We start from the raw sequence: 15,982 nt of genomic DNA, 5'->3' as shown, positions 1-15,982 counted from the left end.
CTTGTACCGGTACGCCCTGCTGGACGTGCTCGAGGTCGTCGACGGCGACACCGTGGACTGCCGCATCAGCCTCGGGTTCGGGCTCACTGCCGCGCTGCGGTTCCGGCTCTCCGGGGTGGATTGCCCCGAGGTGTACGGGCCTGACGCGTCCGAGGCCGGGCAAGAAGCAGCCCGGTTCACGCAGGAATGGCTCGACACCCACAGCGGGATCGAGCTGATCAGCCACAAGGGAGCCCGCGACACCATCGGCATCGGCGACGGTGCGTTCGGCAGGTGGCTCGCCACAATCATTGCTGACGACGGCACGAGCCTCAACGTTGCCCTGGTCGGGGCTGGGCATGCGAAGGAGGTCGAGTCCTGATGGCACCTGTGTACGCCACGAAGGAAGACCTCGCCGAGTACCTCGAGGAGGACACCGCGCCAGACAACGCGGCCCACCTGCTGAAGCGGGCTTCGCTTCTGGTGGATGGGCTCCTGATCGGGGCGTCGTACAACACTGACACCAACGAACAGCCCACCGACGCCAGTGTGGCCGACGCGTTGCTCGACGCGACCGTGATCCAGGCCGCCTACTGGCACCACAACGGCCTGCCCGACGAGGGGGCGGGCAGGTACGGCTCGGTGTCGATCGGGTCGGTGTCGCTGTCGCGTGGGGAGGGCGCCCCGTCGGCGGGCTCGTTCGACGGCCAGACCGTCGCGCCGGGCGTGCGGACCGTTCTGCAGCTCGCTGGTTTGGTGCCTGTGCGTCCGCAGGTCGTGGGGTGAGGGGGTTATGGGAATACCTGCCTGGCTGCTCCGTCACGAGATCACTGTGGAGCCGTACGAGGGTTCCGGCGCGAACGGGCCGATCTACGGGGACGCGCGAACCGTCCGCTGTTTCCTCGATGAAGGGCGCACGGCGGTGCGGAACTCCGAGGGACGCGAGGTCACTGCTGAGGCGGTGGCGTATTGCCCGCTGGACGCGGGCATCGGCACTGAGGACCGGGTGACGGCGTTGGGGCGCGAGTCGCGAGTGCTGACAGTGAAGCGCCGCGACGGGGGCGGGTTGCCCACCCCGGACCACCTGGAAGTTGCACTGCAGTAAGGAGCACACGATGCCGGAGTATCGGCACAGGAGCAGCGGCGAGAAGGTGCGGACGGTGCCGGGCTCCCGCGAGGACCGGCGGCTCAGCCAGTCGGATGACTGGTCCCGCGCCGAACCGTCGACTGCGCAGCCCCAGTCCGGTGGGCAGCCGCCCGCCGAGTCCGACTTGAAGTCCGCGTGGGTCGCCTACGCACGCGAGCGCGGTGTGCCTTCGTACGAGATCGACGCGATGACGAAGGCCGAACTGATCGAGAGGTTGAGCGATGGCGAGGAGTGAGATCACGGCCCAGCCCACGAGCGCCCGGGATGGCCTCGAGCTGAGCTTTGAGAGCGCAAACGCGGACGGCAACTCCGTAGCCAACACCGGACAGCAGGTCACGGTAGTGCGTTCGTCCGCCAGCAGTGACCGCCTCGTCACTCAGGTCACCGGCGGTGTGGTCCGCGGGCTCGCCCTCAACGACCCAGATGTGACGGTGCCTGCCGGTTCGACGGTGGTCCTCGGCCCGTGGCCGACCATCTACAACCAGGACGACGGCACGGTGCACCTCGACTACGACGACGAGACCTCCCTCGAGGTCGCCGTGATCGAGGTCGGCTAGCCATGCCCGCGCCGGAGCTGAAACTCAACATCGGTGAGGTCAAGGAAGGGGCGCGGGAATCCGCTGCCTACGGGTTGCGACTCGCGGCCGAGCACCTGAAAAGCGAATCGCAGAAGCAGGTTCCGCATGAGGTGGGCGACCTTGAACGTTCCGCCGTGGCCAGCGTCGACGAGGGCGCGCTCGAGGCCACAGTCTCGTACGACACCCCGTACGCGGTGCCGCAGCACGAGGACCTCACGATGCGGCATGACGAGGGCCGGAAGGCGAAATACCTCGAGGACCCCATGAACGCCGAGGTCGACACGATGCGTGACCTGATCGCGCAGCAGATGCAGCAGGAGTTGTCGTGACGATTCTGGACGGGTTCGCCGAGTGGCTCCATAAGCAGGGGCATGGGGTGTACGCACCCGACCGCGCCTACGGGGACGACGAGATCGGGATTGTGGTGGGCGCGTCCCCCTCCTCGCCGGACGAGGTGATCGTGGTGGCGACGTATCAGGGGCAGGAGTCGGACTTCAAGCTCGGCTACGACGAGTCGCACATACAGCTACGGGTGCGGGGCACGCAGGACGCGTCCCGCGCGTTCCGGCGGGCTCAGGCTATCTACGACGACTGGCACGGCACCGGGTCGGTCGAGCTGCCATCCGGGCATCAGGTGCTGTCCGTGATCGGCACCCAGTCCGGGCCGATCCCCATCGGGCGGGATGACAACGGCCGGTTCGAGCACACCATCAACTTTCGCGCCGAGTGGCGCAACACGAGCAACAACCGCGCGTAGCGCGAGCCAGGTAGAGAGGTGATCCGTAATGGCGGGGACCAAGATCAACGCCCGGGATATCCACGTTGAGGTCCAGGACAGTGACGGCACGTGGCTCGAGGTGGACGGGCTGAACTCGGTGACGGTCAATCCCTCCGAGAACGAGCAGACCGCCGACACGACCGTCTTCGAGTCCGAGGGGCACTACGAGCAGGAGGTCATGCAGCGGGGCTCCTCCATGAGCCTTGAGGGCTTCAAGCTGAAGGATGCCACCGGCGCCCCGGACCCCGGGCAGGGGAGGCTCGAGGAGCTGGCGACCATGATGGCGGCGCAATCGCTGGGCGCCGTCAGGTTCCGACACCCGGATGATTCCGAGTGGACCGTGTGGGACGCGACGGTCAGCATCGGCTCGCAGGGCGGTAACAACAACGCCAAGACGTCCTGGTCCTGCACCCTCACTCGCTCCGGCAAGTCGACCACGAGCACGGTGGCCTGATGGCAAGCGAGGAGACGGAGCGCCTACGGCAGGAGGCTGCTGAGGCCGAGGTCGAGGACTTCGAGGCGTTCTGGAACCAGCAGGGCCGCCGTGGCGTGCGCCTGAACAACGTGTTCGGCGTGGATGTGGAGCTGCCTGCGCAGCTTCCGCTGCGGTACGAGTTCGAGGCTCGGGCGCCCCGGGGCGAGGAGTCCACGCGCCGCATGTTGTCGATCCTGTTCGGCGAGGAAGCGCTGGATACGTGGATCGAGCGCGGCATCGACGCCGAGCAGCTCGGCGTGCTGCTGCTGTGGGGCGCGGAGAACGCTGACGGCAACCGCATCAGCCTCGCCCGTGCGAGGGAGAAGTACCACCAGCGCATGAACCGTGCAGGTGAGCAGGGAAAAGCGGAGACGGGGAAGAACAAGACGACCCGTGGCGGCTCGTCATCCAAGGGTGGGCGCTGATCGTCGCCGACTTCCAGCGTGAATACGGCATCAGTCCGGATGATCTCGCCGAGCTGCCGTCCCGCTGGTTCTGGTGGTACCTGCGGGGCCTGTCGGAGCAGTCACGGTGGCGCGGATGGGCGTCGCAGCAGCCGCGCGAGATCGCTGGCGACGATGTGTCGAGGACTCTGCGGAACCTGTAGGAGGTGCGCGTTATGGCGCTGACGATTGGTGAGCTGACCGCGTACCTGACCGTTGAGGACGAACTCAGCGACGGTGTGGAGCGGGCCGAAAGCTCACTCACGGAGCTGGGGGATACTGCGCGGCAGGAGTCCGACCGCGCGGAGTCGTCACTCGAGGGCGTCGGCAAGGCCGCCGGGACGATGGATACCACCACCCGGCGGGCGTCGGACAGGACCGGGGAGTCATTCTCGCGTGTCGGGAAGTCCGCTACCGACATGGGCGACAGCACTGCCGAGTCGAGCGATCGACTCACGCGGTTCGGCGAGACGGCCGATGCTGCCGATGAGCGGGCGATGGGATTCCGGGACGCCCTGACCGGTGTGCAGGACACCATGCTCGGTGTCGGTGATCTCAGCCGGGGTCACACGATGGAGGGGCTGATGCTCCTCGGCACCGGGTTCGCCGACCTAGGATCCTCCATCTACAAGGGCGTCGTTCCGGCGATAACCAGCGTGCGGAACGGGTTCAAGGACCTGCGCACGTCGGGGTCGCGGACGCGGACTGTGCTCGGCAGGATCGGACGGGGTGCTGGCGCTGCTGGGCTCGCCCTTGGTGGTCTCGTCGCTGCCACGCACGCGGTGGGTGCCGCCTTGGGTGACGAGGTCAACCCGGACATAGAAGCGCTGGTGGTTGGGCTCGAGCGGCTCGAATCCGCGGGCGAGATCACCGGTCAGATGACGCGGCTGCTGGGCGAGGACTTCAACCTGCTCGATGACGCGATCAAAGCCTCGACGGACACGCTCGGCAACAACTTCGAGGAGTGGCTCGCTAAGACGACGGGCGTTGAGGACGTTGGAGAGTCGATCGCGAAGCTGCGGGGTCGGCTGGAAGATACCGATGAAGCGCTCGCGCGGATGGCGCAGGAGTCGCCGGAACGGGCCGAGCGGGCGTTGCAGCAGCTTGCGGACACCGCCGGGCTGAGTGACGAGCAGTTCCGGAAGCTCAAGGACGATTCGCTACCCCAGTACACGGCGGCGCAGGAGACCGCTGCCGCGAAGGCGAAGGAGCATAAGGAACAGCTTGAGCAGCAGGTTGAGGCGCTGAAGGCGGCGACCGACCCGGTGTTCGCACTTACCTCGGCGCTCGACAACGTAGAGACTGCCCAGACCGACTACAACGAGGCGGTCCAGAAGCACGGCGCCGAGTCGCAGCAGGCACAGACTGCTTCGCTTGAGCTAGCGGAGGCGGTCGCCGGGGCGGAAGCAGCGGCCAAGAACGGGGACCTGTCGTTCGACGAGTTCCGCAGCAAACTGGACCAGTGGGTGGCTCAGGGTGCGGTCACCGCCGGTCAGGCGCGCAACATCGCTGCCGAGGTGCGGGGCGCGCGGGGTGAAGCCGAATCCTACGGTGGCCACTACAACGCCAGTGTCGGCCTGCAGGGCCATTGGACCGTGAGGCAGCACCTCGGTGGGCTGATGGACTTCCTGGATGCGTTCACCATGCCGCACACGGCGTTCGTGAACGTGCAGACCTCGGGCGGCATACCCGGTCGCGCTTCCGGTGGCGATGTCACCTCCGGCCGTACGTACCTGGTCGGTGAGGAGGGGCCGGAGCTGTTCACCCCGGACCGTTCGGGGTACATCACGCCGAACGACAAGCTGGACCGTGCGGACGGTTCCCCTTCGGGGCGCGGGGGCCGTAGCGGCAAGGTGCTCCATATCGAGAACTTCACCGCGTCCGAGAACGCGCCCCCGTCCAAGGTCGCCAAGGAACTCGACTGGCTAGCCAAGAACCGGGGGTGAACCGATGGTCGGGGACATGATCACCCGCGATGGGCAGATCGAGTGGCGCGGGATGCTGCTCGGATCTGGCACCGCGTTCGGCCTCGATGAGCTTGAGGGCTGGTTGGATCTGCCGTCGCAGGATGGGTCCAACCAACCGTTGCCAGACCGACACGGCGCCTACCCTGGCAGGCTCCTGAGCGAGGAGCGAGAGATCACGTTCGACTTCAAGACGAAGGCGAAACCGGGCGAGTTTCGGGACGCGGTACACGCTCTGCGGCGGGCTACCGCACCGGGCGAGGATCCGGTGGAGGAACCGCTCGCGATCCGGCTCGATGGGCAGACGTTGATGTGCTGGGCGCGGGTGACGCACCGCAGCATCCCGACCGATAAGCGGTATGCGATCGGCTACACGGAGGGCGCAATCCGGTGGGTCGCCACCGATCCGCGCCTGTACTCGGCGGCAGAGCACACCAACGCGACCGGGCTCGCCCGCGCGTCCAACGACGGACTCGAATTCCCGCTGGTGTTCCCGCTCGACTTCGGTGAGGGGACGACCGGCGGTGTGATGTACGTCGAGAACAACGGCGACGTGCCCACCTGGCCGATCTTCGAGGTGGAGGGCCCTTGCCCCGGCCCGGTCATCCAGTACTCGGGGCGGTCGCTCGAGTTCGATTCAGACCTGACGGTGCTGCAGGGGCAGACGCTCGAGATCGATACGCAGCCGGGCAACCGGACGGTCGAGCTCGAGGGGGTGTCTCGCAGGCCACGCATGACCAGCGCTCAATGGACGCCGCTCGAGCCGGGGGAACGTACCGGCATCCGGTTCGACGCGGCCAGCTACGAGGAGGGCGCGCGCCTGCGGGTGCGGTGGCGCCACGCATATCAATAGGAGGACCTGATGGCTGAACGCCCCTCTTGGGCCACGATGGACGACACGAGCGGTGTCGTCGATGCGGAGGACGCGCGGATCACGCTCGGGATGCTGCTGCTCCCCAGCGCCACGATCACGTCGCGGGGCGGGTTCCGTCCATCGAGTGGGGATCCTGGCCGGGTGCGGGCATCATCCACCCCGGACACCCAGGTGCATACTGAGGAGTTCGCGCTGGCGCTGCCCCCAGAGCGGGGTACGGGTTCGTACTTCTGCGTGCTCGATGCGGAGAAGGACACCGACATTCTCGGGGACCACCCGGCGGACTCGACGGATGACCGGCACGACTTGATCGTGGTGCAGCAATCGGACACCTACTACGGCGACGCCGAAACCAAGCTGCTGGTGCGGCACGTGGTAGGCACACCCTCCTCCGACCCGCAGGATCCTGACGTCGACGGTTCGCCGGACTACATCCGACTGGCCCGCGTTCTGGTGCAGGCTGACGCTACCGAGATCACCGACAGTGATATCACCGACCTGCGCAGCGAGGACACAGGTGAAACGGTCGCGCTCGGCGGCACGCTGCCGGTCAATGATGACGTCGAGCGGGACGAGATCGCCAACCCGTACACGGGCCTGGGCGTGTATCGGAAGGACCTGCAGGCGATCGAGTTCTGGAACGGTAGCGAGTACCGCCCGCCGCACCGGCCTCCGCAGGTGGAGGTGTTCGAGGGGACATCCTCCGACGAGTCGTACACGTGGAACAAGCCGGCAGGCGTGACCTACGTGCTGGTGGAAATCGCTGGCGGCGGCGGCGGTGGCGCGGGCGCAGCCAGCACCGGCGATGGCGAGTACTCGTCCGGTAGCGGTGGTGGCGCTGGCGGCTACTCCCGGAAGATCATCCCTGCGGCCGACCTCGGTTCCTCGGAAAGCGTCCAATCTGGCGGCTACGGCTTCGGCTCCGGTTTCAGCGACGGGGGCGACGGGGGTGTTACGGAGTTTGGCACGCACTGCTCCGCGAACGGCGGAGAAGGTGGCACCGAGAGCCTCGGGACCGGCTCGTCCGGCGCCTCCGGCGGGCAAGGCGGCACCGCTACCGGCGGCGACGTGAACATTGAGGGCCAAGACGGCGGTGCCCGCTACCGCAACGGCGGCGCAGGAATCGTGTGGGGCGGTGGCGGTGGCTCCAACCAGCTAGGCGTCGGCGACGACCCAGGGCCGAAGTCCCCCGGCTCGACGTACTTCCTTGGCGACAACGGGAACGGGTACGGCTCCGGCGGCGGCGGCGCAGCCAACCAGCCGAACCAGGACTCCCACGCCGGTGGCGACGGCGCGCCCGGCGTCGTCTTCGTCACAAGCTTCTTCTAAGGCGGGGGTGGTATGGCACCGGTTTACACGTACATGGTGCACGACCTCCGCAGCAACGAACCCCTCGGAGAGCTGCCCCTCCGGAACGTGACCTACGGGTTCAAGCTCAACGACGCGGGCGAAGCCACAGGTCAGTTCCAGGTCGAGTCCCGCAACGCGCGGAAACGCATGGTCCGCGATCCCCACTACCTAACCGCGCCGTGCCGCCGCGCGCTGTACATCTACCGGGATGACCGCCCCATGTGGGGCGGAATCATCTGGACACGCCGATACGACTCAAGGTCTCGCACGGTACAGATCGGGGCTGCTGACTGGTGGTCGTACTTCAACCACCGGCGGGTTCTACCTATCCTCGCCGCCGACCCCGGTGTGGAGCACGTCGCGCAGCAGCAGATCCAGTTCGACAACACCGACCAGAACGAGATCGCCCGTCAGCTCGTCGCAAAGGCGCAGGACCACACCGGAGGCCACATCGGGATCGAACTCGACTCGAGCGAGTCCGGCATCCTCCGCGATCGCACCTACAAGGGTCACCAACTCAAGGAGGTCGGCAGCGCCCTGTCTGACCTCGCAGGTGTGACCGACGGGCCGGACATGATGTTCGGTGTTGGTACCGCCCTCGACCAAGATGGCCGCCCTCGGCGGGTGTTGCAGATCGGGGAACCGTGGCTCGGGCAGCAGGGCTCCCCTCACGTGTGGGAGTACGGCGGGAATCTCGTGTCCTACGTGTGGCCGTCGGACGGCACCGGCTACGCCTCACGAGCATTCGCTACCGCCGATGGGGCCGCGGAGGGTGTCGATATCGCCGTGGCCGAGGACGAGGCCCGCTACGACCTGGGCTACCCGCTGATGGAACTCGAGGAAGCCTACGACGGCGTAGTCAATGAGGGCACGTTGCAGGACCATGCGGACGAGGACCAACGCGCGGCGCGGCGCCCGGTAGTGCTGCCGGAGCTGACCGTGCGCGGGGATCGCTCCCCCCGCGTAGGCGAGTGGCGTGTCGGTGACGACGCCGTCGTAGCGATCGAGGACGACTTCCTCCCCGAAGGGGTCGAAACCACGATGCGGATCGTCGAGGGGCAGATATCACCCCAATCGGACTACGAGCGGGTGGACCTGGTGATGGCTCCGCTGCTGGACGACATCGACTAGTAGAGGGGGCTCGCCGTGGCGAAGGTGAACCAACCGAGCAACATCATCGATCGGCTGCGGCGAGTGGAGCGCCGAGTCGCGGAGGTGTGGAAGAAGGTAGGGGTGACCTCCGCCGTCATCCGCGACGGTGGCATCACCCTTCTCGAGAATTCGTTTCTGCGGATGGTGTCTTCCGACGATGTGGAAATCGTCTACATCGGCCCAGATTCGGACGGGCAGCAGATATTCCGGCTTCGCCGCGACAACGGAGAAGTCATGCTGCTCACGCAGAGGGTCGACGAGGGGCGCGACTTCTGGTCGCTGTGGGATAACGACGGCAACATCATAATGTCCGACGACGCCGCATCGGGTTCGGGGCTGGCGCGCCCGTGGCTCCCGGTGATCCTCTACCCGAAGTTCATCAGCAACACGACCGGTTCTGAGACCGGGCAACACATGGACTACTGGTCGTTGGGCAACGATCACATCAGCGGCGAGACCGAGATGTGGGAGGGCCGCGCCACCATCAGCCACCCCTACATCGAAGTCGACGGAACCTGGGGGCCTGCCTCGGGGTCGGCGACGGTGACGTACCGGCTGCGGCTCGACGGGACTGAGGTCGGCTCGTGGAGCGAGGGTAGCGGCGTCGTCACGGGCCGCCAGGGACCGTTCGATGTGTCGAGCTTCGTGCGCAGTGACCACGTGCGTATCGCCCTTACTGCGGAGGTGTCGACCACCACCGATTCTTCGGCGTGCAGCGTGTGGGCCTGCTACCTGCGCCAGTCCTGAGTTGACCCGCCCCCTCGTTGTGAGGAGGACCGACCTATGTCTGGCGACAGCGCGGGCGCGCCCAACGCGGTCTTCACGATCACCGCGAACCAGTTCTATGGCGAGCTGCAGTCGATCCACCGCGAGGTGGGCGGGATGCGCTCAGACCTGCAGTCCCTCTCTGTGCAGGTCAGCCAGATGTTGAAGCATCTCGACGACCACGAGCAGCGGCTCCGCAAGATCGAGCAATCCAAAGACGAAGACCACGAACACCGGATCAGCAAGCTCGAGCAGTTCCGCTGGCGCATGGCCGTGGTGTTCGGGGCAGTTGGCCTGGTGGCAGGCCTCGGCGGAGCCACCGGGATCGAGGCGATATCGCGATTCACCAACCTATAAGGAGGATACCCATGTCTTGGCGCGTAGCGCGGAGCCTGGAGACGTTCCGGAACCAGCTCGACGCGGCATACCCCAACCGGGACACAGCGTCGGATGGAACGATCGGCGACGAGGACCACCAGAACCGGCAGAGCGACCACAACCCGTGGTACGGGCCGGGCATCGTCACCGCGTTCGACTTCACGCACGATCCCGACGCCGGGGTCGATATCGACCGCCTGACCGACGAGCTCGAGCAGAGTCGCGACCCCCGTATCAAGTACGTGATCGCGAACGAACTGATCATGTCCGGCGCGGGCGGGCCGTCCCCGTGGGTGTGGCGCGCCTACAACGGGGTGAACCCGCACACCCGGCACGCGCACCTGTCAGTGGTGGCAGACGACCGGTGCGACGACCCGAGCTCGTGGAACCTGCCTTCGTTCGACAACGCGGGTGGCGGTTCGAGCTCGAGGCCGTACGAGGAACACCAGGACGCGAGCCCCGGCAGCCGCGTGATCTACGGCGGCCGCGACCAGTACGACACCTGGTCGCACGGTTCGGACGTGGGGTTCGTTCAGCGGTGGCTCGGCATCACCGACGACGACTACTTCGGCCCTGCCACGCATGAACGGGTGCGTTGGTACCAGGACATGCAGGGGATCACGGTCGACGGCGAGGTCGGGCCCGAAACCTGGTCCCAGATGGGCAAGTGAGGAGGCCCCAATGATCGCTCTGGTACGTACCGCCGTCCCTGCCGCATGGTCGGCGCTGGTGGCGTGGCTCGCGACCCATCTCGACCTGCCCGAGGAGGCGCTGACCCACCTCGGCGAGACGGGCAGCGTGGTACTGGTGCCGTTGGCGCTGGCCGTCATCTACCCCGCTAGCCGGTGGCTCGAGGCCCGATCGTGGTGGCCTGCCTGGCTGACCAGGATCCTGCTCGGGTCAGCCAGGCCGCCGAGGTACGACTGACGCTCCCATGCGCCTGGAGTGGTCGACGCCTGGCGGATTAGGCTGCGCCGCATGACGATATGGCACGAAGCAGCCGACTTGGCCAATGAGGCCGAGCGGGACATCACACACGACGCCCTGTCCCCGACACCAGACCAGAAGATCGCGCTGGCGCAAGTGCGAGCGACCCTATCCGTAGCTCAAGAGCTATCCAGGATGATCAACGACGAAGGCCTGTCCGTACGCGTTGACTCGACGCCGCCTGCAGAGCAACGCGGCGGAAGCGCGTAGCGCGAGCATCAATCCTGACGAGATGACCCCCGCTCTCCTACGGGAGGGCGGGGGTCTATACGTGTATCTGCCGGGCTCGTCCGCGGGTCGCTACTTGCGTGTCTGCTCCTGCTGGCGTGTGATCGCTTTGACGACCAGCCACACGACCCCCAGGCCGATACCGATCGGCAGGAACATCGACGCGCCCTCCCCCGCGAACGCCGGGATGAGACCGATGATGGCCGCGATGATGGCGAGCAGGGCGATCGCGTCGACGTAGTTGTTCCGCATGGTGCTCCTTCCTGGGGGTGTCTCAGCGGGCGGAGCCGCTGCCGTAGCGGCGCGGCGGGGTGCGGCCGCCGGGGCACAGCTCGACGCCGATGCGTTGCTCCTCCGATGGCCTGCCGTGGACGCGCAGCATCCCATCGGGATCGAGCTTCTGCTCGTACCCACAAGCGGGGCACTGGTCCCAACGCTCGCTGTCGGTGTCGTCAGACATGAGACTCCTTCCCCGGCTGAGCCCTATGATCTCCGTCGTCCACCAGGGTCGGCAACCGCCCCCAGGATCCCTGTAATCGGATTACCACGAAGCGTAGTTGCCCCCATTTTGCCCCCATACGGAGGGGCCGTTAATCCACTCTCCTCGTCCGATGCTGGTCACAAAGTGGGCCGGGCGGGACTTGAACCCGCGACCAATGGATTATGAGTCCACTGCTCTGACCGACTGAGCTACCGGCCCCAACGGTCCCATACCTTACGCAGTCAGACCGAAAGCCTGGTCGCTGGGCCGAGATATCGTGCGCGCCGCCCGGCCACCTTCCCGTGTCGGGCCCTTCGGCACGCTGTGTCGGGTGCTCGAGCACACCGCGTCGAGCGATTGAGCACACCTTGTCGGGCGTCGCTGCACATACCGGACAGCCGGCGCTCCACGCACACGGCACCGCACAACCGGAGGGCGGCGTCGCCGAGCCGGATCGGCTCAACGAAAGTAGCGAGTATCCGATCGATCCGGCCTCATTGCCCCCGGAACGTAAGAATGCCCAGGCTTGTCACCTGGGCAGGAAGCTCCCCCGACTGGACTCGAACCAGTAACCCTTCGGTTAACAGCCGAATGCTCTGCCATTGAGCTACGGGGGAATGGTCCCGCGCCGATTGATCTCGTCGGCAACCGCGTAACACTCTAGCGCATCGCTCACGTGGCCATGTGGGCACCCTCGGTTCGCGGTGATGGTGAACAATGGGTGTTCACCGAGTCAACGACGAGGAGCCGTGATGCCATGACGAAGTTCCTGCTGGGAATGGCCATAGGATACGTGCTCGGCAGCCGGGCAGGGCGTGACCGCTACGAGCAGTTCGTGCGCGCCTACCGCCGTGTTGCCGACCACCCCGCCGTGCAAGGTGCGGCCGGAGTGGCCAGGGCCAAGGTCGGAGAGAAGCTCGGCGAGCGGATCCCGCTGTCGGCGCAGCGGTACCGCGACCGCCAGGCATGACGCGCGTCATACCTGCCGTGCTACGACGAAGACACGACGGAACGGGAACCAGGTGGTGCCGTCCGGCCGCTGCGGGTAGGCCTCCCGCAGGCGCGGCGCGAGCTCGGCGCGGAACGACTCCCACCGGGCGTCGTCCAGCACGGCCCTGACCGGGCGCAACGCCGTCCCGGTGATCCAGTCGAGGACCGGATCGGGACCGTCCAGGCGCTGCAGGTACGTCGTCGACCACGCGTCGACCTCACAGCCCGCGTCGGCCAGCAGTGTGGCGTAGCCCTCCGGGCCGTGCACCGCGTCCTCCCCGCGCAGCACCCCTGCCAGATCCTCCGCCCATCGCGGCTCCGCCGCGAGCTCTCGGACGATGCGGTGGGACGGTGCGTCGAAGTTGGCAGGCACCTGCACGGCGAGCCACGCCCCGGACGGCAGCGCCGCCATCCAGTCCTCGAGTAGGCGGTCGTGCCGGGGCACCCATTGCAGGACGGCGTTGCACACCACAACATCGGTGTCGCTTCCCGGTCGCCACTCGGACACGTCGCCCGCGCGGGCGTCGATCCCGCGTGCCCGGGCCGCGGCGACCATCTCCGGGGCGGAGTCGATCGCCTCCACCACCGCGTCCGGCCATCGCCGGGCGAGTATCCCGGTCAGGGTGCCCGGCCCGCACCCCAGGTCGACCACGCGCCGGGGTGCTCGCGCGGCCACGCGGGCGAGCAGGTCGTGAAACGGGCGGGCCCGTAGCGATGCGTGGTCGAGGTACGTCGCCGGATCCCACATATCGCCTCCCAGTACGATCGTACTGCTAGGCTTGCTCTCCGGCCAGCCGCTCGGCTGCCTCGCGCGCGATACCGGCGACGGCGTCCCGGTCCGTCCCCGGCTCGGGAAGGGCCTGCAACACGACCCCACCGGTTCCCGGCACCCTGCGCTGGACGAACCACGCACCACCGCCGGGCAGCTCCTTGTAGTGGCGGGACCGGATGGAGGCATCGACCCGCTCGCGGACCACCTTCGGCACCTTTCCGGGGCGGTCCAGCCGGACGCGCACAGGCTGCCGGTCACTGAGCACCACGGCACCACCCGGCCGGGCGACCTCCTCGGCCTCCACGACCGTCAGCACCGGCTCCGCCCACGTGGCCTTGGCGATGACGTGCCACTCCACGCGCCGCGGCCCGTCGCTTCCGGGCAGCCACACGGCCTGCGATGTCACCACCACGGGCCCGTGGTCGGACACGCCCGACGCCAGTACGTGCTCGTCAGCGGCCAGCGTTCCGGTGAAGCCCGCCGGCAACCGGTCGCCTAGCAGGCGGTGCAGCCACCCGATCACGACATCCCCCCGACAGCCTGCTCACGCAGCGCCTTACGGTACTGCTCCAGTGCGATGAGGTCACCGAACAGGGCCCGGTACTCCTCGACCTCCTCTGTGGGAGACACCCGCTGCAACTTCGACTTCACCTCGGAGATCTGCCGCCCCACGAGCGCGGACTGCACCACAGCCAGCTCGGTGGCCACGTAGTCGGCGTCCACCTCGTCCTTGGCGTGGAGCGGCTCGACAGCGAGCTCGGAGAGCACCCGCCTGGCGGTCCCCTCCGGCGCGTGCTGCAACGCCGCGTCCAGCAGCGCGGGACCGGTGAGGCCGCTGGCCGTACCCCCTGCCGCGAGCACCGCGCGATGCACCGCGACATAGGCCGGATGCGTGAAAGCATCCTCGGCCAGCGCATCGTAGGACGGCCCGGCCAGCGCGGGCTCCTGCAGGGCCGCTTTGAGGACCTCCCGCTGCGCGCGCAGCCGCGGGTCCCGGGGGTCCGGGCGCGGCATGTCGGACTCCGCACCGGCGTCGTCGCGCTGCCCCGAGCCCGCCGACCGTTGCCGCGCCTTACGCGTACCGTTACCGCCTCCGTGCGCGGTCTCCCGCACCCGGCGCACCACCATGGACTCGTCGTGCCAACCGGTCCAGAACGCGAGCTTGACCGCGTAGCCGTCCCGCTTGGCGGCGTCCTTGATCTGCGCGACCAGTGGAACGGTGCGCTGCAATGCGGCCACCTGACCGTCCACCGAGTCCAGGTCGTAGGAACGCAGCATGCTCCGGATGGCGAACTCGAACAGCGGGACCCGCCGGGCCACGAGGTCGCGTACCGCGGCATCGCCTTTGGCCAGCCGCAGCTCGCACGGGTCCATCCCCTCCGGGGCCACGGCGATATACGTCTGCGCGGCAAAGGTCTGGTCACCCTCGAACGCCTTCAGCGCCGCCTTCTGCCCCGCCTCGTCCGCGTCGAAGGTGAAGATCACCTCGCCCCGGAACGCGTCGTCGTCCATCATCAACCGGCGCAGGACCGCCATGTGGTCGCTGCCGAAGGACGTTCCGGATGACGCGACGGCGGTCGGCACGCCCGCGGCGTGCATCGCCATCACGTCCGTGTAGCCCTCGACCACCACGACCTGGTGACGTTTCGCGATCTCGCGCTTGGCCAGGTCGAGCCCGAACAGCACCTGCGATTTCTTGTAGATCGGGCTCTCGCTGGTGTTCAGGTACTTGGCTTCGATCGGGTCGTCCTCGAAGATCCGCCGGGCGCCGAACCCGACGACGTCACCGCTGAGCTCCTTGATCGGCCACAGCAACCTCCTGCGGAAACGGTCAAGGGGTTTGCCGTGCCTGCTCTCCTTCGCCAGCTGCGCCTTGTACAGCTCGTCGACCTCGAAGCCCTTGCCCAGTAGATGCCTGGTGAGCTGGTCCCAACCCGCGGGCGCGTACCCGCAACCGAACGTCCGGGCCGCCTCGCGGTCGAAACCGCGCTCCTTCAGGAACTCCCGTGCGGGTTGGGCCTCCGGGGTCATCAGCTGCTCGGCATAGAACTCCTGCGCCGCCCGGTGGGCCTCGACGAGACGGGTGCGCGTCCCCCTGTCGCGCTGCACCGTCGTTCCCCCGCCGGTGTAGGTCAGCTGGATGCCGGCCCGGTCCGCCAGCCGCTCCACCGACTCCACGAATCCCAGGTGTTCGATCTTGGTGATGAAGGCGATGACGTCCCCGCCCTCGCCACAACCGAAGCAGTGGAACGTCCCGTGCGAGGGGCGCACGTTCAGGGAGGGCGACTTCTCGTCGTGGAAGGGGCACAAGCCCTTCAGCGCACCGCCCCCGGCCCGGCGCAACGCGATGTACTCGCCGATGACGTCGTCGATCCGATTGCGCTCACGGACCTCCGCGATGTCGCTTTCCCGGATCAGTCCCGCCACGCCCCCGAGTGTAGTGCGCGCCCTACGCGGACCGCGTGCGTGGTGAATGACGCCTTCACTCCGTGGGGGTGGCTGAATGACGCTTTCAGTCCCGGAGACGGACTGAAAGCGTCATTCAGGGGACTCCTCAGGTTTGTGTGGGGAGTGTGATGGTGATGCCTCCGGCGCAGAGGTAGATCATGGCGATGAGGGCGGTGGGGCTGTGGTGGCCGTA

24 protein-coding genes and 2 tRNA genes are annotated in these 15,982 nt (G+C 67.4%); 19 read left to right on the top strand and 7 right to left on the bottom strand.

Going from position 1 to position 15,982, the window contains the following annotated elements; translation table 11 throughout:
- The first annotated feature begins 1 nt into the window (after window position 1).
- From CHB84_RS06600 to CHB84_RS06515, 18 genes are all read left to right on the top strand, one after another.
- On the top strand, window positions 2-361 hold the full coding sequence (locus tag CHB84_RS06600; protein ID WP_089300629.1) for a thermonuclease family protein: 360 nt from the start codon (window positions 2-4) through the stop codon (window positions 359-361).
- A complete protein-coding gene (locus CHB84_RS06595) occupies window positions 361-765 on the top strand; it encodes a hypothetical protein (RefSeq protein ID WP_089300628.1) in 405 nt (134 codons plus the stop codon). The genes CHB84_RS06600 and CHB84_RS06595 overlap by 1 nt, the downstream gene beginning before the upstream one ends.
- A 7-nt stretch (window positions 766-772) precedes the next feature.
- Window positions 773-1,084, top strand: coding sequence for a hypothetical protein (locus CHB84_RS06590; RefSeq protein WP_141134593.1), 312 nt, complete (start codon window positions 773-775; stop codon window positions 1,082-1,084).
- A 10-nt stretch (window positions 1,085-1,094) separates the two neighbouring features.
- Complete coding sequence (locus CHB84_RS06585) at window positions 1,095-1,361, top strand: hypothetical protein (RefSeq protein ID WP_089300626.1); 267 nt, start codon at window positions 1,095-1,097, stop codon at window positions 1,359-1,361.
- Window positions 1,348-1,683: a hypothetical protein gene (locus tag CHB84_RS06580; protein ID WP_089300625.1), complete on the top strand. Its 336-nt coding sequence runs from the start codon at window positions 1,348-1,350 to the stop codon at window positions 1,681-1,683. Before CHB84_RS06585 ends, CHB84_RS06580 begins: the two co-directional genes overlap by 14 nt.
- Window positions 1,684-1,685: 2 nt before the next feature.
- Entirely contained in the window at window positions 1,686-2,033 is a 348-nt protein-coding gene (locus CHB84_RS06575) for a minor capsid protein (RefSeq protein ID WP_089300624.1), read from the top strand.
- Window positions 2,030-2,461, top strand: coding sequence for a minor capsid protein (locus tag CHB84_RS06570; RefSeq protein ID WP_089300623.1), 432 nt, complete (start codon window positions 2,030-2,032; stop codon window positions 2,459-2,461). Before CHB84_RS06575 ends, CHB84_RS06570 begins: the two co-directional genes overlap by 4 nt.
- Window positions 2,462-2,489: 28 nt before the next feature.
- A complete protein-coding gene (locus tag CHB84_RS06565; protein ID WP_089300622.1) occupies window positions 2,490-2,936 on the top strand; it encodes a phage tail tube protein in 447 nt (148 codons plus the stop codon).
- Window positions 2,936-3,382, top strand: coding sequence for a hypothetical protein (locus tag CHB84_RS06560; RefSeq protein WP_089300621.1), 447 nt, complete (start codon window positions 2,936-2,938; stop codon window positions 3,380-3,382). Before CHB84_RS06565 ends, CHB84_RS06560 begins: the two co-directional genes overlap by 1 nt.
- Window positions 3,383-3,576: 194 nt before the next feature.
- Entirely contained in the window at window positions 3,577-5,346 is a 1,770-nt protein-coding gene (locus CHB84_RS06555) for a hypothetical protein (protein WP_089300620.1), read from the top strand.
- 16 nt (window positions 5,347-5,362) lie between these two features.
- On the top strand, window positions 5,363-6,217 hold the full coding sequence (locus CHB84_RS06550; RefSeq protein ID WP_176439816.1) for a phage tail family protein: 855 nt from the start codon (window positions 5,363-5,365) through the stop codon (window positions 6,215-6,217).
- Window positions 6,218-6,226: 9 nt separating this feature from the next.
- Window positions 6,227-7,567 carry a glycine-rich domain-containing protein gene (locus CHB84_RS06545; protein ID WP_141134592.1) on the top strand — a complete coding sequence of 447 codons (1,341 nt, stop codon included), beginning with the start codon at window positions 6,227-6,229 and terminating at the stop codon, window positions 7,565-7,567.
- Window positions 7,568-7,579: 12 nt separating this feature from the next.
- Window positions 7,580-8,719 (top strand): hypothetical protein, encoded by a 1,140-nt coding sequence (locus tag CHB84_RS06540; RefSeq protein WP_089300617.1) that lies wholly within the window; start codon window positions 7,580-7,582, stop codon window positions 8,717-8,719.
- A 102-nt stretch (window positions 8,720-8,821) separates the two neighbouring features.
- Window positions 8,822-9,487 carry a hypothetical protein gene (locus tag CHB84_RS06535; protein ID WP_141134591.1) on the top strand — a complete coding sequence of 222 codons (666 nt, stop codon included), beginning with the start codon at window positions 8,822-8,824 and terminating at the stop codon, window positions 9,485-9,487.
- Window positions 9,488-9,523: 36 nt separating this feature from the next.
- A complete protein-coding gene (locus CHB84_RS06530; protein WP_089300615.1) occupies window positions 9,524-9,862 on the top strand; it encodes a hypothetical protein in 339 nt (112 codons plus the stop codon).
- Between the two features lie 11 nt (window positions 9,863-9,873).
- Window positions 9,874-10,554, top strand: a complete 681-nt coding sequence (locus tag CHB84_RS06525) for a peptidoglycan-binding domain-containing protein (RefSeq protein ID WP_089300614.1) — start codon at window positions 9,874-9,876, stop codon at window positions 10,552-10,554.
- A 10-nt stretch (window positions 10,555-10,564) separates the two neighbouring features.
- Window positions 10,565-10,810: a hypothetical protein gene (locus tag CHB84_RS06520; RefSeq protein WP_089300613.1), complete on the top strand. Its 246-nt coding sequence runs from the start codon at window positions 10,565-10,567 to the stop codon at window positions 10,808-10,810.
- A gap of 51 nt (window positions 10,811-10,861) precedes the next feature.
- Window positions 10,862-11,080: a hypothetical protein gene (locus CHB84_RS06515; protein WP_141134590.1), complete on the top strand. Its 219-nt coding sequence runs from the start codon at window positions 10,862-10,864 to the stop codon at window positions 11,078-11,080.
- A gap of 90 nt (window positions 11,081-11,170) precedes the next feature.
- Here the strand turns inward: CHB84_RS06515 and CHB84_RS06510 are convergent, their stop codons facing one another.
- From CHB84_RS06510 to CHB84_RS06495, 4 genes are all read right to left on the bottom strand, one after another.
- Window positions 11,171-11,350, bottom strand: coding sequence for a hypothetical protein (locus CHB84_RS06510; protein WP_089300611.1), 180 nt, complete (start codon window positions 11,348-11,350; stop codon window positions 11,171-11,173).
- Window positions 11,351-11,372: 22 nt separating this feature from the next.
- On the bottom strand, window positions 11,373-11,558 hold the full coding sequence (locus CHB84_RS06505) for a hypothetical protein (RefSeq protein ID WP_089300610.1): 186 nt from the start codon (window positions 11,556-11,558) through the stop codon (window positions 11,373-11,375).
- Window positions 11,559-11,724: 166 nt separating this feature from the next.
- Window positions 11,725-11,798, bottom strand: a tRNA-Ile gene (locus CHB84_RS06500).
- A gap of 326 nt (window positions 11,799-12,124) precedes the next feature.
- A tRNA-Asn gene (locus tag CHB84_RS06495) sits at window positions 12,125-12,196 on the bottom strand.
- A gap of 140 nt (window positions 12,197-12,336) precedes the next feature.
- Between CHB84_RS06495 and CHB84_RS06490 the strand changes: the two genes are divergently transcribed.
- On the top strand, window positions 12,337-12,549 hold the full coding sequence (locus CHB84_RS06490) for a hypothetical protein (protein ID WP_089300609.1): 213 nt from the start codon (window positions 12,337-12,339) through the stop codon (window positions 12,547-12,549).
- A 6-nt stretch (window positions 12,550-12,555) separates the two neighbouring features.
- Here the strand turns inward: CHB84_RS06490 and CHB84_RS06485 are convergent, their stop codons facing one another.
- The 3 genes from CHB84_RS06485 to dnaG are packed head-to-tail and all read right to left on the bottom strand — an operon-like array spanning window position 12,556 to window position 15,768.
- Window positions 12,556-13,317 carry a trans-aconitate 2-methyltransferase gene (locus CHB84_RS06485; protein ID WP_089300608.1) on the bottom strand — a complete coding sequence of 254 codons (762 nt, stop codon included), beginning with the start codon at window positions 13,315-13,317 and terminating at the stop codon, window positions 12,556-12,558.
- A 25-nt stretch (window positions 13,318-13,342) separates the two neighbouring features.
- Window positions 13,343-13,864, bottom strand: a complete 522-nt coding sequence (locus CHB84_RS06480; protein ID WP_342743933.1) for a hypothetical protein — start codon at window positions 13,862-13,864, stop codon at window positions 13,343-13,345.
- Window positions 13,861-15,768, bottom strand: a complete 1,908-nt coding sequence (gene dnaG, locus CHB84_RS06475) for a DNA primase (RefSeq protein WP_089300607.1) — start codon at window positions 15,766-15,768, stop codon at window positions 13,861-13,863. The genes CHB84_RS06480 and dnaG overlap by 4 nt, the downstream gene beginning before the upstream one ends.
- Window positions 15,769-15,982: the final 214 nt, after the last annotated feature.

The sequence above is a fragment of the Haloechinothrix alba genome (assembly GCF_900188115.1).
Taxonomy (GTDB): domain Bacteria; phylum Actinomycetota; class Actinomycetes; order Mycobacteriales; family Pseudonocardiaceae; genus Haloechinothrix; species Haloechinothrix alba.
The sequence above is the reverse complement of the archived record's forward strand: the minus strand, read 5'-3'. Positions and strand labels throughout refer to the sequence as shown.

Excerpts from the sequence above, each read along its gene's own strand:
- CHB84_RS06490 (WP_089300609.1), top strand. The coding sequence starts at position 12,337 with ATGACGAAGTTCCTGCTGGGAATGGCCATAGGATACGTGCTCGGCAGC.
- CHB84_RS06595 (WP_089300628.1), top strand. The coding sequence starts at position 361 with ATGGCACCTGTGTACGCCACGAAGGAAGACCTCGCCGAGTACCTCGAG.
- CHB84_RS06550 (WP_176439816.1), top strand. The coding sequence starts at position 5,363 with ATGATCACCCGCGATGGGCAGATCGAGTGGCGCGGGATGCTGCTCGGA.
- CHB84_RS06565 (WP_089300622.1), top strand. The coding sequence starts at position 2,490 with ATGGCGGGGACCAAGATCAACGCCCGGGATATCCACGTTGAGGTCCAG.
- CHB84_RS06575 (WP_089300624.1), top strand. The coding sequence starts at position 1,686 with ATGCCCGCGCCGGAGCTGAAACTCAACATCGGTGAGGTCAAGGAAGGG.
- CHB84_RS06540 (WP_089300617.1), top strand. The coding sequence starts at position 7,580 with ATGGCACCGGTTTACACGTACATGGTGCACGACCTCCGCAGCAACGAA.
- CHB84_RS06580 (WP_089300625.1), top strand. The coding sequence starts at position 1,348 with ATGGCGAGGAGTGAGATCACGGCCCAGCCCACGAGCGCCCGGGATGGC.
- CHB84_RS06545 (WP_141134592.1), top strand. The coding sequence starts at position 6,227 with ATGGCTGAACGCCCCTCTTGGGCCACGATGGACGACACGAGCGGTGTC.
- CHB84_RS06560 (WP_089300621.1), top strand. The coding sequence starts at position 2,936 with ATGGCAAGCGAGGAGACGGAGCGCCTACGGCAGGAGGCTGCTGAGGCC.
- CHB84_RS06555 (WP_089300620.1), top strand. The coding sequence starts at position 3,577 with ATGGCGCTGACGATTGGTGAGCTGACCGCGTACCTGACCGTTGAGGAC.
- CHB84_RS06505 (WP_089300610.1), bottom strand. The coding sequence starts at position 11,558 with ATGTCTGACGACACCGACAGCGAGCGTTGGGACCAGTGCCCCGCTTGT.
- CHB84_RS06485 (WP_089300608.1), bottom strand. The coding sequence starts at position 13,317 with ATGTGGGATCCGGCGACGTACCTCGACCACGCATCGCTACGGGCCCGC.
- CHB84_RS06515 (WP_141134590.1), top strand. The coding sequence starts at position 10,862 with ATGACGATATGGCACGAAGCAGCCGACTTGGCCAATGAGGCCGAGCGG.
- CHB84_RS06525 (WP_089300614.1), top strand. The coding sequence starts at position 9,874 with ATGTCTTGGCGCGTAGCGCGGAGCCTGGAGACGTTCCGGAACCAGCTC.
- CHB84_RS06520 (WP_089300613.1), top strand. The coding sequence starts at position 10,565 with ATGATCGCTCTGGTACGTACCGCCGTCCCTGCCGCATGGTCGGCGCTG.
- CHB84_RS06585 (WP_089300626.1), top strand. The coding sequence starts at position 1,095 with ATGCCGGAGTATCGGCACAGGAGCAGCGGCGAGAAGGTGCGGACGGTG.
- CHB84_RS06510 (WP_089300611.1), bottom strand. The coding sequence starts at position 11,350 with ATGCGGAACAACTACGTCGACGCGATCGCCCTGCTCGCCATCATCGCG.
- CHB84_RS06530 (WP_089300615.1), top strand. The coding sequence starts at position 9,524 with ATGTCTGGCGACAGCGCGGGCGCGCCCAACGCGGTCTTCACGATCACC.
- CHB84_RS06590 (WP_141134593.1), top strand. The coding sequence starts at position 773 with ATGGGAATACCTGCCTGGCTGCTCCGTCACGAGATCACTGTGGAGCCG.